The following is a 13,364-nucleotide window of genomic DNA, read 5'->3' on the forward strand; positions in this document are numbered from 1 at the left end:
TAAAGAAAAAGATAAAAGGAGTTTATTATGAAGAAATTGTTAAAACGTATCGCACTCGTCATCCTGTTCATAACAACATGTTCAAACATGTATACCGTTCCATCAATTGTTCATGCGCAGCCTCCTTATGCCAAATGGGGTAAACTTGCTGTAGAAAAGACGAAAGAACAATACCCAAAAGCTGAGATTATTGATTATCTTCATATAGGTAGAAAACCAAAAACCGTTCAAATAACAATCGAAAAATTTAAATTGTGGCTACGTGAGGATGGGAAAGAATATGGTGTTTTTGTTGATGTAGAGTTTGAAACGAAGACGGATAAGTTTATAAAAATGTCGTTTCAGAAGACGAGTAGATAAAATGAAAGAAACCCCACTGTTAAAAATATGAACAGTGGGGTTTCTTTCATTTTTAAAATTCTTTCCTAAAGTTTCGATTCCCTAAAAACCTTACCAATATACAAATAGCGCCAATTACAACTGCTATCCCTATACTGTATAAAAGCACTCTACCATATCCCCCTATTCTCGGATCTAAAAAAGGATATGGATACCAATCTACGATTGAACCACGAATTAAGCTATATACAACGTAAAAAAACGGGAATAAGAGCCAACTTGCAGCTTGTTTCCAAGTAATCTTCTTACTTGGTGGATTTAAAATCCAATCTAAAAGCATGGCAATTGGCATGATATAATGTAGCACTGTATTTACCCATGGTATTGCGGTTTGAAGTGATTCTTCTAATCCTCTTAATAGTAAAAAATAAATGAGTCCTGTCGTAAGTATATATACAGTTGCTGCACCACGAAGTATACCAAACTGTTCTGATCGACCAAATGTAGCAGTTCCTATACTACTAAGAAGGAGAATAACTGCTACTAAGATGTTACTTTCAATCGTGAAAAAACTAAAAAAATTAACTGGATTGAACGGTTTCACTTGTGCCCTTATTATAAATTGCGTAATAATGGCGCTACATGCTAGAAGACTTAAACATAGTCTAAATAAAGATAATGTTTTTACACTTCTCATACATTCTCTCCTCTTCTTATATCAACTTATCCTTCTCTTGTACATGTTCAATAAATAATTTCAATGGAACGAGTCCACGTTTTGGCATATGACTACTTATTACAGCAACAAGCTCTAATTGAGGTATGATAATGATGTATTGTCCGCCGTATCCCATAGCAAAATACATGCAATACGGTATGTGAAATCTTTCGTTATTCAATACCCACCAGTGATATCCATATGCCCCGACATGTTCATACGTTTCAAATAGAGGTGTACTTGATTCTTCTAACCATTTCGAGGATACAATTTCATTTCCCTGCCAATATCCATTCTGCAAACATAATAATCCGAGTTTTAATAAATCTTTAGATTTCATTTTCATACCAAATCCACCAACATATATGCTTTGAGGATCTTGCTGCCACTCATATTCGGTAATTTCTAACGGATCAAATAAATATCTTTTTGCAAATTGTTCTGTCGACATTCCAGTAGCTTCTTGAATGATATAACTAAGCAAATGCGAAGACCCTGAGTTATAATTCATTTTTGTAGCGGGTTCTTCAATTATTGGTTTTTCTAATATGTATTGCACCCAGTTTTCTGATTCTACAAAATCATTTGGGAACACTACTCCATTTCCGAACTCTTTCCAATCTTCACCTGTAGTCATCGTTAATAGATGATAAATTGTTAATTCGTTTTTTTCTTCTGGTATATTTGGAATCCATTTTGTAATCGGTGTATGTATATCATTTATATAGCCTTTATCGATTGCAATACCAATTAATATAGATACAATGCTTTTTGTAATCGAATTTATTTTAAATAGATTATTTTCACACTCTAACGTTTTATAATACTCAGTTGTTAACTCACCTTTTTGATAAACGAGAAATATATTTACTTTTTTCTTTTCAAATTTATTTTCTAGTTGCTTGAAATCCAAAACTTTACCTCCAATTAATTCATTACCTAATTTATTATATCTTGTAACTTTCATTAAAACATAATTCCGTTCAAATAAAAAACAAACCTGCCAGTAATGAACTGACAGGTTTGTTTTTTATAATTTCGTGCGAACATTCCAAAGCTCTGGGAAGAAACATTGATCAAGTACCCTTTTCAAATAAGATACACCAGAAGATCCACCTGTTCCCATTTTATGTCCGATAATGCGTTCTACCGTTTTCATATGACGGAAACGCCATTGTTGTAACCAGTCTTCGATATCAATTAATTTTTCAGCAAGCTGATATAAATCCCAATATTTCTTCACATCTGCATACACTTCTATCCATGCTGCTTCTACTGTTGCATCTTCTTCATAAGGCTGCGTAATATCACGATTTAACACATCCTTATGAATAGGGAATCCTTCTTTTACAAGTGCTTGAATTGCCACATCATACAAACTTGGTGCATGTAGCGCTGTATGAAGGCGAGCGTGTAATTCTGGATCTTTTTCATAAATTTTTAATGCATGCGGCGTTTTATAGCCAAGCGCATACTCAATCATACGATATTGATACGATTGAAAACCTGAAGCTTGACCGAGTGAATCACGAAACTCAATGTATTCTGATGGTGTTAATGTCGCAAGAATATCCCAAGATTGAATAATTTGCGACTGAATTTTTGATACACGTGCTAACATTTTAAAAGCTGGTTGTAATTTATCATTTTTAATAGATTCGATTGCTGCATTTAACTCATGTAAAATTAATTTCATCCAAAGCTCGCTTGCTTGGTGAATCACGATGAATAACATTTCATCATGATGATCTGATAATCTCTTTTGAGAAGATAGTAAACTATCTAATTGTAAATACTCCCCGTACGTCATATTCTCTTTAAAGTCCGTATGAATTCCTTTTTCCATAATTACCTTTTCATTTTCTTTCATATTAGCCAAACGCCCCTTTTAAATAATTCTACTTATATTGGTCTAATAACTGCTCGAACTGGACTTCCATCTGCATCTGTTAAGGCAAGTGGTAATGCGATTAATTCATAATCGCCGTCTGCTACATGATCTAGTACGACATTTTCTAAAATGTGTATGCCATGTCTAAACAATTGATGATGCGCTGCTAATTCTTTATCATCTAATGGATCTACTGAAGGTACATCTACCCCAATTAAACGAATTCCCTTTTCAGAAAGAAATGGTGCGATATCAGCACGTAAATGCGGGATTACATCTGGAAATTCATTCGCTTTACCATGTGAAGATGTACGTAACAACAATCTTTCTACGCCTTCTAAATGAAAGCTTTCTAATTCCTTTTTCCCAATGCTTTCTAGATTAGAAACATCTATGATGCGCGCTGGACCGACATAAACTTGAACGTCTAAATCTATTACTTTTTTTCCATCATTATCAAAATGAAACGGTGCGTCAATATGAGTACCTGTATGAATACTCATCGATAACTTTCCGACATTTACTGACCCACTCTCTTCTTTTGACCATGAAACTTCATACGAGAACGGTGTATCTCCTGGCCAAGTGGCAATATCATTATTTAGAGGTTGTGAAATATCAATCCACACTGAATTTTTCATGCTTATGCCACAACCTCTCGCTTATTTTCAAACTGCTTATATTCTTCATCTTTCATGATTTTCTTTAAAATTTGAACAGAATGCCACACTTCTTCGTATGTATTATATAAAGCGACCGGTGCAAGTCTTACTCCATTAGGTGCACGGAAATCAGGAATAACTCCATTAGCTTTTAACGCTTTACAAATGCGTGCTGCTTCAGCATGCTCTAAATAAATGTGTCCGCCTCGTTTTTCATTCTCTAATGGATTGCCAATTGTGAACCCAAAATCTTTTAATTCATGATCAATTAAATTAAGCATGTATCTTGTTATATGTAGCGATTTTTCACGTAAACGTTCTATTCCAGCATCTTTAAAGATTTCAAGAGAACCGATTAACGGTGCAGTACTTAATACGTGCGGTGTACCAATTTGATAAGCACCTGCATGATCAGCAGCTGTTAATGTATGTTCCATATCAAACTGCTTATCTTTTCTAGAACTAAACCACCCTGATAATCCAGGAAGTCTATTAAAATGCTTTTTATTTACATAAAGGCCCGCAACACCACCAGGTCCTGCATTTAAATATTTATAATTACACCAAATTGCGAAATCAACATCCCATTCTTTGAAATAATGCGGAATAGAACCGATTGAATGACATAAATCGAATCCGATATGAATACCACGTTTATGTGCTTCCGCTGTTAAACGTTTCATATCAAGAATTTGGCCACTTCTATATAGTACAGAAGGTAATAAAATTAACGCGATATCATCTGTCATTGCGTGAATAATATCATCTTCAGAAAGTGTTCTACCATCACGGCTCTTCACTCGTACTAAATGCTCATCTGGATCTAATCCTTTTAAACGAATTTGACTTTGAAGTGCATATATATCTGACGGGAATGTTAATTCATCAGCAAGAATTTTTGTACGTATTCCTTTTGGCTCATAAAATGTCGCGATTACTTGATGAATGTTCGTCGTTGTGGAACCGGTTACAATTGTTTCTTCCGGTAAAGCTCCAATAAGAGGTGCTGTCAATTCACCTAATTTCTCCGAAAGGAAAAACCACGGATGCTCACCCTCTGTCCAACCGTCAATACCATACTCCTTCCATGAATCTAGTAACGTAAGTAACGATTTTTCTGCTCTTTTTGAAAGTAGTCCTAATGAGTTTCCATCTAAATATATTGTTCCTTCTTTTTTATAGAATTCAGTTTGAAAATCTTTCAGTTCATCATGTTTATCACATTCAAGCGCATATTCATAAGCTGGTTGAAATGGTTCTTTATACATGGTGTCACCTTCTTTTAATTTTCTTTTTATTCTAACTAATTGAAATATATCACCTTAGTTGATATAACGTCAATGATATTATGTCAGTTGACTTTATATATGCATTTCTTTTACAATACAGTTATATTTTCAGATATTTCAGTATAAAGAGGTGATTCTTTGAAAAACAATACTCTTTCATCAAGAAAACACCGCTCCTTAGAAACAAAGAAGAAACTATTACACGCTGGCTACACGATTTTTATACATAACGGATTTCAAAAAACGACAATTACACAAATTATTAAACATGCAGAAACTGGTTATGGAACCGCATATGTATACTTTAAAAACAAAGACGACCTCCTCATCGTTTTAATAGAAGATGTCATGAATCAATTTTATGATATTGCCGAGCGTTCCTTTTCGCCTCAAACGAAAGAAGAAGCACATAAAATGATTCAAAATCAAGTTAGAGCATTTCTACAACTAGCAAAGAAAGAACGAGCTATTTTGCAAGTTGTACAAGAAGCGATTGGATTATCAAAAGAGATACGTCAAAAATGGGACGAGATTCGGGAACGCTTTATAAACAATATTACGCAGGATATTACGTACTCTCAAGAAAGTGCATTAGCACAGCCTGAATTAAATAAAGAAATTGTAGCACGTGCTTGGTTCGCGATGAATGAGATGTTTCTTTGGACGATTGTGAAAAATGATAGAAAATTAGAGTTAGAAGAGATAGTACATACATTGACGAAAATGTATACGACGGGGTTATATAAATAGCACACCTTCAATAAATAAGGTGTGCTATTTTACCTCTATAAAAATATTTTATCTGGGTATGGTAACGCTAAAGGTGGTCCCATTAACGATGTCTATATTGAAAGGATAAGAATATGTCTCAAGAACAACTGATAAATAGCTTTCTATCATTATTAGGTACTACAGAGCAGCCTACTAGCTTAAAATTTTTAAATGAGCTTATTAAAGCTCATCAAGAAAAAGTAAAGTGGGAAACTCTTACTAAAATAATTGACTGGGAAAAAGGTAATAAAACAGGTGATTATTTTCCTTCCATCGAGACATACATAAACCGCATTACAACAAAAGGTTTGGGCGGTACTTGTTGGACACACTCGATTGGATTCCATTGGTTATTATCAAATCTTGGATTTGATGTTCATTATATGTATATGGATCCTGGACATTTATGCTTACGAGTTAACTTAGAGCAACCATATTATGTTGATGTTGGTTACTGTGCACCTTTATTCCAAGCTTATCCACTTTTTGAATCATTTCAAGTAAGTAATGTAAGAGAAACTTTTACTTATGAAGTCTCAAATAATAGTATTAATATTACTAGAGATCCAGGTCCAGCAAAAATTCTAAATACAGAGCCAGTACAATTATTAAGTATGAAAGAACTCATTACAAAGTCTAATAATTGGCGGGCTTCTCCTGTGTTAAATAAAATTCAAATTTTCGGTTATATCGATGGCATTCCAACTTCTATTAATGATAATCTTTTAAAGCGATATTTCCAAGGTAAGAAAAGCGAACATATCCTTACCTCTTCTGAACTTGCTTATTGGATAACAGAAAGATTTTGTATTGATAGAAAGATGTACCAAACAGCAATTAAAATTTTTAATGAGCAAACTTCAAAAAAATAACCTGTTACTCAACAAATTAAGTAACAGGTTATTTTAAATATTTTATTACCGATAAAATGATACAAATTAGCGATGTAAGTAAAAGCAACAGTCCCATATTCCTATTCTCTTTTTCATCCTTCTTAACATTCTGTATCCCCATACCAGCAAGCATAAAACCTAATAATAATTGCAAAATAAGCATACTTTGCTTCGAATCATCATTCCAACTGTAAATAGAATAGCCCATTACAATAATAGCGAGTATGAATGTAGTAATTCTAATCATAAAAACACCCCCTATTTAATTCTATTGTTTTAACCTACTTACAATTCCAACAATAAACTTATACTCATCTCTACCCTTTCTTACTTTCTTAAACCCTTCTTTCGTATCAAAAATAAAACACGTTTTCCGAAACCAAATTCGTACATATAAAAATTCAAAATAAATTGGTTTTATAATTCCTCGTTCCTCAAATTCAGTTCCATCTTTATTTTCTGTTTCTGTTCGAACGAACCACCTATTTCCGATGCCAATTTCAATATACTTCACATAGTCCACCTTCCGGAATTTTTTCTGACTATTCTATTATTTCCCCGGTAAGCGCACATTCCGACAGAACATGAGCCCACAAAGAAAAAGTAGATTACAATAATCTACTTTTATAGACTAAATTTTTGCATCCGTTTATAAAATGTACTTCGAGGTACATCTAACAATTTTGCAGCTAACGATACATTTCCATTCGTCTTTTCTAACGCTTCAATCATGCTATCACGCTGTATTTTTTCACGAAAATTTAATGTATGCTCTGTTTTATTTTCTGCTTGCAATGCAAGTTGATGTTGATTTCCCATCATAGTTTGTAATAAAAAAGAGATTTGTTTTTCAGATATTTCCCGTCCTTGCGACAAAATGTAAATACGTTCTAATACATTTAATAATTCTCGAATATTTCCTGGCCATGCATGGTGTGAAAATTGATTACAAATGCTCTTTGGAAATACAACATTCCAATTCTTTCGTTCACAAAAATGTTGTATGAAGTACGGAATATCTTCTTTTCTTTCCATTAACGATGGAACATACAGCGGATATACATGTAAACGATAATATAAATCTTGACGGAATTTCCCTTCTTCTACTAATCGCAGTAAATCTTTGTGTGTCGCAGTAATAATACGAATATTTACCGGTACCTCTTTTGAACCGCCAATTGGGGTTACTGTTCGTTCTTGTAAAACACGCAATAATGCTACTTGCATCTCTGGCGGTACTTCACCAATTTCATCTAAAAATATTGTACCTCCGTCCGCTTGTTCAAATTTCCCTTTATATCCTTGGCGTCGTGCACCTGTAAACGCTCCTTCAGCATAACCGAATAATTCACTTTCCATTAATTCTTTCGGCAATGAACCGCAATTAACAGCTATAAAAGGACCATTTTTTCTTGGACTATTTTCATGAATCGCTCTCGCTACATATTCTTTCCCTACACCTGTTTCACCACAAACATATACACTAGCGTCAGTTGGAGATACAAGCTTAATTTCTTCTAAAGTATGTTGAAATGCATTGCTCGTCCCAATAACGCCATGGAAAGTGATTCCGCTTATAAATGGGGACGTTGAAAATACATTTCCTTGTTTATTTCCCTTTACATACATACATTTCCCAATCATTCTATCATTACTATATACTGGTACTTCTAATTTAGGTTTCAATCCATTTTGCATTAAATCTTCAAGTTTCATTCGTGACCAATTTGAAACTCGTTCCCGTACACTCTTGCTTGCAGAAATAATAACATCACGATGATTACATATAACAACTTGTTCATCACTGTCAATTACATCTAAAAAACGATGGATTAAGTGTAGTTCATTTTGATGCACTCGAATACTACATTCACGTTCAATCGCATGTGCAATCGAAGTTACCATCCCAAGCATATATGGATGGGAAAACTCAATTGGACAGGAAAAATCTAGAACACCAATTAATTTCCCATCATCATTATGAATGGGAGCAGCCGCACAACTCCAGCTATGAGATGCGACAGAATAATGCTCTGTACCACTTATCATAATAGCCTCTTCAATCTGTAACGCGGTTCCTATCGCATTTGTACCAACAGCGGCTTCCGTCCATTTCACACCTTCAATGAAATTAATATGTTTCGCTCGTTTCAACGTTTGCTGATTGCCACTTAATGATAGAACGTAACCATCTGGATCGATTAATAATGCCATCATTTGCAGTTCATCAATGGTTTTTCTCATATTTTTTATTTGAGGTATTGCTATATCAAGGAAGATTTCACTCTTTTTCTTTTGATCCTGAAAAACATTAGAAGACAAAATTTTCTGACCTTTATTCATATGAGGATTCACATTTGCTTGTTTACATCGATACCATGACTCTGAAATCCTTTTGTTTATACGGTTCGAATCAAGAACACCTTCATCAACAAACTTTTTCCATGTATGTATGTAAAACGGTGAAGCTAACATTGTATCATCTCCCTATTCATTGTTTTGGAGATCTATAAAAACATAGTTATATTATAAAACTGAATAAAAGCGTTTTCAATAAAACTAGAAAGACGACACAAAAATGTTAATAATTTGAATATCTTAATGCGCTTCTTTATTCTTTTTTAATAGAACTATATTTTGTATAATGGACGCAAAAAAAATACATAACCAAAACCACTTTTGTGGAGTATCATTTATAAAGAAAATTATGACTGCTATTGCAAATAAAATGGTAGATGCTAAACTAAAATATAATTTTGTTTTAATTTTCATCATTCCTCACTCCTCTATCACTTTACAGTACATACTAACTCTTCATTTTTTAAATCTACTATGTACTTCTGTAAAACATATTCTCTTCCGCCATGTTTTTCATACCAATCATGTATTCTTTTAACATGCTTCTCGTCGCTTCTAATTTTCGATTCTATCTCTTTATACTCGTCATAACTATCATATTCCCATATGGCGAATATTTCAGTTGTACCATCATTGTTATCTTTCATCCAGCGTCCTATTAGCCTGGAACCATGCTTTAATTGATTAGGTAAGTTCGTGTTAGTAAAATGCTCATTAAATATTTCTATAAATTCATTCTTTACTATATAGTACTTTCTTCTATAAAACATACATTTCCACCTCTTTTATGAACAGCCTCAAATACACCTTCCCATTACTACCGTATTATAATACTTCCCATCCGACAGTCTTTTATCATGTTTCAAAATACCTTCTACTTCAAAACCTAATTTCTTATAAAGTTGAATGGCTTTTTCATTTGTCTCTAACACTTGTAATGCTATCTTTTTCACTTCATTTTCATCAGCCCACTGAATAGATTGTTGCAATAGACTTTTACCCATTCCATATCCCCAAAACTCTTTTAAAATACAAACACCAAACTCTACTTTATGGGTTAATCTTTTCAAATTAGAACCTTCACATCTTGAAAATCCTACGATTCGGTTGTGCACTTCTGCAACTAAAAACAGATTCTTTATCTCTTCACAATCTGTTTTTATTATTTTTTGAAACCCTTTCTTATCTATAAATCCCTCTCCAGCTTCTCTATCCATATTTTCAGTTTCGCCATCGATCTGAACTCTAATTTCTGATAACTGCTCCGCATCCGTTTCAGCCGCTGAACGAATTGTATAAGTTAATCCATTTATATGAAACTCTTGTCTTTTTATAATCATCTTAAACTCCTTTTAAATGAGGTGTATTGACGCTATTACAATTTCTTTACCTTGTTTCTCAAATTGTTGAATTGTTTCTTTACTAGCCTCTTCATCTGTTATGATAAGGTCAATTTCTATTATTGACTCTCCTTTTATAAAGCAGTCTATTCCTAGTTTTGTATGAGGAGCTAAACAAATGTTTTTTCTAGCAATTTTACTTACTGTTTTTCCAAAATAAGCAACTTCCGGCGTAGCAGTACTTATACCATTCAATGAAATGCCACCGCCTGTAGAGAAATACAGATCAATAGAGAATCTACTTATCAATTCTGAGGCAAGTGTATCTGTCATATTTCCTGATGGTTTCACCTTTCCACCAATTAAGTACGTATCTACATTCTTATAATCCCGTAACTTACTAGCAATTTCTAAAGAATTCGTAATCACTGTAAATGACATTTCAGGTAAATATTTTAACATCGCATAATGAATAGAAGCCCCGCCAATAAAAACGGAATCGCCTTCTTGTATGTAGGATGCAGCAACTTTCGCAATCGCATCTTCCTCTATTGAACTATCACGATAACGTTTCGATGGTTCAGTAGCTAAGTTTCTCACTCGCGTAAGTTCAACTGCACCTCCGTGCGTTCTTTTTAATAGGCCGTCCTTCTCCATAATAGATAAATCTCTTCTTATCGAATCAATAGACATATCGAAACTTTCCGCAAGATCCTTAGCGATTACTCTTCCCTCTTTCTTAAGTAACTCTAAAATTTTCTCTCTACGCTCTTCAGTAAACATGTACCCACCACCGTCATTGAAGATTCTGAAATTTTATCTTTATTTTAATTATATGCATGCTTTTTCTGTATTACAATATTTCCAATTCTTATTTATTCAGATTTATACCGTTTTCACCCACTTTCTATCCCATTAACTTGACAACTAAATAAATGAATATCTGTATATTACATAAATATACTTCCATTCCCCTTCCTATTGATGTAAAATTATTCCTGTGCTTTACTTTTTAACACAGAAAGGAATTATTATGAAATCTATAATTAAAGTAACTTGTACAGCATTATTATTAACAGGACTAATGGCAGGATGTAATGGAAATACTACACCAAAACAAGAAAAGAGCGCTCTTGAAAAGGATGCAATGCACTATGGGGAAATATATAAAAATGAATACTATAGAGCAACTGTTGAAAATGCAAAATTCGAGAAAATAGACAAAGAGTGGCGTCTCACAGCTCGCGTTACTATAAATAATGCTCGTACTGACGGACAAACGATAGATCTTTCAGAAATAAAATATTTCATAAAAGATGAAAAAACGGGTGAAAAATACGAAGGTGAAGTTATACAAAATGAAAATGCTAAAAAGGTTCCTTCTGAGTTTTCTTTAACTAGCGACATTGTATTTAATATGAAAACTTCACCAAAAGATTTAAATTCTATGTATTTATACATAGATAGTAAAGCTGCACCGTTAACAGATACATTTTGGAAACTTGATAATTTAGCATCTAAATAAAAAACAGTCTTATAAGACTGTTTTTTGTTTGTAAAGTTATAAAGTTTACTAGTTACCTATTTCAAGCAATACGTCTTTTGCACAAATCGTCACTTCTTCAAATGGGCAATCAAATAAAACACCGAATTCGAACCCTTCATTAGTAAGATCTATTTCATGACTTAACCACCAAGCACCTTCAAAATTTTCCGGAATTGAACACTTCGTTACGCCTGTAAAAGTTACTTGCAGTTTATCAAATTCACTGAAAGTACCACTGCAATCTAAAGTAATAATTAGCGTATCTTTTGATCTTCTCTCTACTGATTTGACTACACTATCATGTAGTGAGTAATCATGTAACTGAATAACATTTGTTGGGAGTTTTTTCTTAATTGAATGGAAGTGATATAAATAGAATCGATCTAAATGAGCCCTTCTTTTCTCACAATCCCCTATCCATTCTTTCATAAGTTTTTTCAATTCACTAGAAGGATATTCTGAATTAATTGTGATGCTATGAATAAATGGATGTATAGATTCAGGAAGGAATTTTAATAAATCTGTTTTCCTTTCCTTTATTTCCTCAATTAAACTTTGTATATCCATTTCTGACCATTCTTTTATAGACTCTATATAACTTACAAATTCTATAATTTGCATTTCTTTATACCAATCTTTATTGAAATACTTCAATAGCTTCCCTCCTAAAACATTTTAACATCCAACAAAAGCGATATATCTATTTATTATATCATTCCAATAACTATTTTTTCTAAAGAAAAAATGCAAAACTGTAAATATTCCGCCTTTTATTTCTAAAACTTCAGAATATTTACAATAGTTCTCGATTGGAATACATTTTAATAGTACAAAGATTCACCTGTACAAAAATCTAAACAAAAAGGGATGGTTATATGTTGAAGAAATTAGTAGCAGGTACACTAGTAGCGGGATTTGCATTAACTGGAGGATTAGGTGCAGTAAGTGCTGAAGAAAAAAGTAACACAATTAAGTCATTTGACTATTTAAAAGTGGATGAACAGAATGTTAATTCATTTGCAAAATTAAGTGATCAGGATAAGAAAAACATCCAAATTACAATGGTATTACCAGAGCAAAATGAAAATGGAGATTGGCTAGCTTACGGTTTTACTAGCCGTGAAACATTAGATGCTTATATTGAAAAGGATAAAAAAGCACTTAAAAATAAAATTAATCCTTTAGGTAGCGGTGCTGGTAGTACTGATTTTTATGAACATAAAGATAAAGGTGGCCAATATATTTACTGGAGCAGCGGTTTTAAAAACTTGCCTTCTAGCTGGAATGATAGAATTTCTTCTGTAAGTACAGCATCGCCTTCAGCAAGTTATTCAACGACACTTTGGGAGCATACTTCTACACAAGGATATGGAAAAGGTGTTGTATTTAAACATGCTGATTGGTATGGTAAAACTGCTAATTTAGCTGCTGATTGGAACGATATTACTTCAGCGATTGACGTAAAAAAATAATAGGATATTCAATTTTTTCTGTAAAAATCCAAACCACTATTCTCTTATTCATTTAGAGAATAGTGGTTTATTATATTTTCATTTA

17 protein-coding genes are annotated in these 13,364 nt (G+C 33.1%); 5 read left to right on the top strand and 12 right to left on the bottom strand.

The genetic code is table 11. The annotated features are described in order from the left end of the window. Positions 1-27 precede the first annotated feature (27 nt). Complete coding sequence (locus MR113_RS00900) at positions 28-360, top strand: DUF3889 domain-containing protein (RefSeq protein WP_242250640.1); 333 nt, start codon at positions 28-30, stop codon at positions 358-360. Between the two features lie 52 nt (positions 361-412). Here MR113_RS00900 and MR113_RS00905 read toward each other — a convergent pair whose 3' ends face one another. The 5 genes from MR113_RS00905 to kynU form a co-directional block, all read right to left on the bottom strand. Further along, positions 413-1,036 carry a Pr6Pr family membrane protein gene (locus MR113_RS00905; RefSeq protein ID WP_242250641.1) on the bottom strand — a complete coding sequence of 208 codons (624 nt, stop codon included), beginning with the start codon at positions 1,034-1,036 and terminating at the stop codon, positions 413-415. A gap of 16 nt (positions 1,037-1,052) precedes the next feature. Beyond that, positions 1,053-1,970, bottom strand: coding sequence for a serine hydrolase domain-containing protein (locus MR113_RS00910; RefSeq protein ID WP_242250645.1), 918 nt, complete (start codon positions 1,968-1,970; stop codon positions 1,053-1,055). Positions 1,971-2,087: 117 nt separating this feature from the next. Continuing rightward, positions 2,088-2,927, bottom strand: coding sequence for a tryptophan 2,3-dioxygenase (gene kynA / locus MR113_RS00915; RefSeq protein WP_199694243.1), 840 nt, complete (start codon positions 2,925-2,927; stop codon positions 2,088-2,090). 32 nt (positions 2,928-2,959) lie between these two features. After that, positions 2,960-3,589 (bottom strand): arylformamidase, encoded by a 630-nt coding sequence (gene kynB, locus MR113_RS00920; RefSeq protein WP_242250648.1) that lies wholly within the window; start codon positions 3,587-3,589, stop codon positions 2,960-2,962. Between the two features lie 2 nt (positions 3,590-3,591). Beyond that, positions 3,592-4,878 (bottom strand): kynureninase, encoded by a 1,287-nt coding sequence (gene kynU / locus MR113_RS00925; RefSeq protein ID WP_242250649.1) that lies wholly within the window; start codon positions 4,876-4,878, stop codon positions 3,592-3,594. A gap of 159 nt (positions 4,879-5,037) precedes the next feature. Between kynU and MR113_RS00930 the strand changes: the two genes are divergently transcribed. Continuing rightward, positions 5,038-5,649, top strand: coding sequence for a TetR/AcrR family transcriptional regulator (locus MR113_RS00930; RefSeq protein ID WP_242250650.1), 612 nt, complete (start codon positions 5,038-5,040; stop codon positions 5,647-5,649). A 113-nt stretch (positions 5,650-5,762) separates the two neighbouring features. Continuing rightward, entirely contained in the window at positions 5,763-6,542 is a 780-nt protein-coding gene (locus MR113_RS00935; RefSeq protein ID WP_132132382.1) for an arylamine N-acetyltransferase, read from the top strand. A 28-nt stretch (positions 6,543-6,570) separates the two neighbouring features. Here MR113_RS00935 and MR113_RS00940 read toward each other — a convergent pair whose 3' ends face one another. The 6 genes from MR113_RS00940 to MR113_RS00965 form a co-directional block, all read right to left on the bottom strand. Continuing rightward, positions 6,571-6,810 (bottom strand): DUF3953 domain-containing protein, encoded by a 240-nt coding sequence (locus tag MR113_RS00940; RefSeq protein ID WP_242250651.1) that lies wholly within the window; start codon positions 6,808-6,810, stop codon positions 6,571-6,573. A gap of 21 nt (positions 6,811-6,831) precedes the next feature. Further along, positions 6,832-7,077, bottom strand: coding sequence for a DUF3977 family protein (locus MR113_RS00945; RefSeq protein WP_242250652.1), 246 nt, complete (start codon positions 7,075-7,077; stop codon positions 6,832-6,834). Between the two features lie 110 nt (positions 7,078-7,187). Beyond that, positions 7,188-9,038, bottom strand: coding sequence for a sigma-54-dependent Fis family transcriptional regulator (locus MR113_RS00950; RefSeq protein WP_242250653.1), 1,851 nt, complete (start codon positions 9,036-9,038; stop codon positions 7,188-7,190). A 314-nt stretch (positions 9,039-9,352) separates the two neighbouring features. Next, positions 9,353-9,691 carry an NIPSNAP family protein gene (locus MR113_RS00955; RefSeq protein ID WP_242250654.1) on the bottom strand — a complete coding sequence of 113 codons (339 nt, stop codon included), beginning with the start codon at positions 9,689-9,691 and terminating at the stop codon, positions 9,353-9,355. 27 nt (positions 9,692-9,718) lie between these two features. Beyond that, positions 9,719-10,261: a GNAT family N-acetyltransferase gene (locus MR113_RS00960; protein WP_242250655.1), complete on the bottom strand. Its 543-nt coding sequence runs from the start codon at positions 10,259-10,261 to the stop codon at positions 9,719-9,721. A 12-nt stretch (positions 10,262-10,273) separates the two neighbouring features. Beyond that, positions 10,274-11,044 carry a DeoR/GlpR family DNA-binding transcription regulator gene (locus MR113_RS00965; RefSeq protein WP_242250656.1) on the bottom strand — a complete coding sequence of 257 codons (771 nt, stop codon included), beginning with the start codon at positions 11,042-11,044 and terminating at the stop codon, positions 10,274-10,276. Positions 11,045-11,294: 250 nt separating this feature from the next. On the opposite strand from MR113_RS00965, the gene MR113_RS00970 reads away from it, so the two are divergent. Then, positions 11,295-11,786, top strand: a complete 492-nt coding sequence (locus MR113_RS00970) for a hypothetical protein (protein ID WP_242250657.1) — start codon at positions 11,295-11,297, stop codon at positions 11,784-11,786. 48 nt (positions 11,787-11,834) lie between these two features. On the opposite strand, the gene MR113_RS00975 is transcribed toward MR113_RS00970, so the two are convergent. Then, positions 11,835-12,461, bottom strand: a complete 627-nt coding sequence (locus MR113_RS00975) for a DUF4085 family protein (protein WP_242250659.1) — start codon at positions 12,459-12,461, stop codon at positions 11,835-11,837. A gap of 221 nt (positions 12,462-12,682) precedes the next feature. On the opposite strand from MR113_RS00975, the gene MR113_RS00980 reads away from it, so the two are divergent. Beyond that, the gene (locus MR113_RS00980; protein WP_061679771.1) at positions 12,683-13,279 is read left to right on the top strand and encodes a hypothetical protein; all 597 of its coding nucleotides are present in this window, start codon (positions 12,683-12,685) and stop codon (positions 13,277-13,279) included. The last annotated feature ends 85 nt before the right edge of the window (positions 13,280-13,364 follow it).

The organism is Bacillus cereus group sp. BfR-BA-01379 (genome assembly GCF_022663605.1).
In the GTDB taxonomy this organism is placed as follows: domain Bacteria; phylum Bacillota; class Bacilli; order Bacillales; family Bacillaceae_G; genus Bacillus_A; species Bacillus_A mobilis.

Excerpts from the sequence above, each read along its gene's own strand:
- kynA (WP_199694243.1), bottom strand. The coding sequence starts at position 2,927 with ATGAAAGAAAATGAAAAGGTAATTATGGAAAAAGGAATTCATACGGAC.
- MR113_RS00935 (WP_132132382.1), top strand. The coding sequence starts at position 5,763 with ATGTCTCAAGAACAACTGATAAATAGCTTTCTATCATTATTAGGTACT.
- MR113_RS00970 (WP_242250657.1), top strand. The coding sequence starts at position 11,295 with ATGAAATCTATAATTAAAGTAACTTGTACAGCATTATTATTAACAGGA.
- MR113_RS00980 (WP_061679771.1), top strand. The coding sequence starts at position 12,683 with ATGTTGAAGAAATTAGTAGCAGGTACACTAGTAGCGGGATTTGCATTA.
- MR113_RS00960 (WP_242250655.1), bottom strand. The coding sequence starts at position 10,261 with ATGATTATAAAAAGACAAGAGTTTCATATAAATGGATTAACTTATACA.
- MR113_RS00950 (WP_242250653.1), bottom strand. The coding sequence starts at position 9,038 with ATGTTAGCTTCACCGTTTTACATACATACATGGAAAAAGTTTGTTGAT.
- kynB (WP_242250648.1), bottom strand. The coding sequence starts at position 3,589 with ATGAAAAATTCAGTGTGGATTGATATTTCACAACCTCTAAATAATGAT.
- MR113_RS00940 (WP_242250651.1), bottom strand. The coding sequence starts at position 6,810 with ATGATTAGAATTACTACATTCATACTCGCTATTATTGTAATGGGCTAT.
- MR113_RS00900 (WP_242250640.1), top strand. The coding sequence starts at position 28 with ATGAAGAAATTGTTAAAACGTATCGCACTCGTCATCCTGTTCATAACA.
- MR113_RS00965 (WP_242250656.1), bottom strand. The coding sequence starts at position 11,044 with ATGTTTACTGAAGAGCGTAGAGAGAAAATTTTAGAGTTACTTAAGAAA.
- MR113_RS00905 (WP_242250641.1), bottom strand. The coding sequence starts at position 1,036 with ATGAGAAGTGTAAAAACATTATCTTTATTTAGACTATGTTTAAGTCTT.
- MR113_RS00955 (WP_242250654.1), bottom strand. The coding sequence starts at position 9,691 with ATGTTTTATAGAAGAAAGTACTATATAGTAAAGAATGAATTTATAGAA.
- kynU (WP_242250649.1), bottom strand. The coding sequence starts at position 4,878 with ATGTATAAAGAACCATTTCAACCAGCTTATGAATATGCGCTTGAATGT.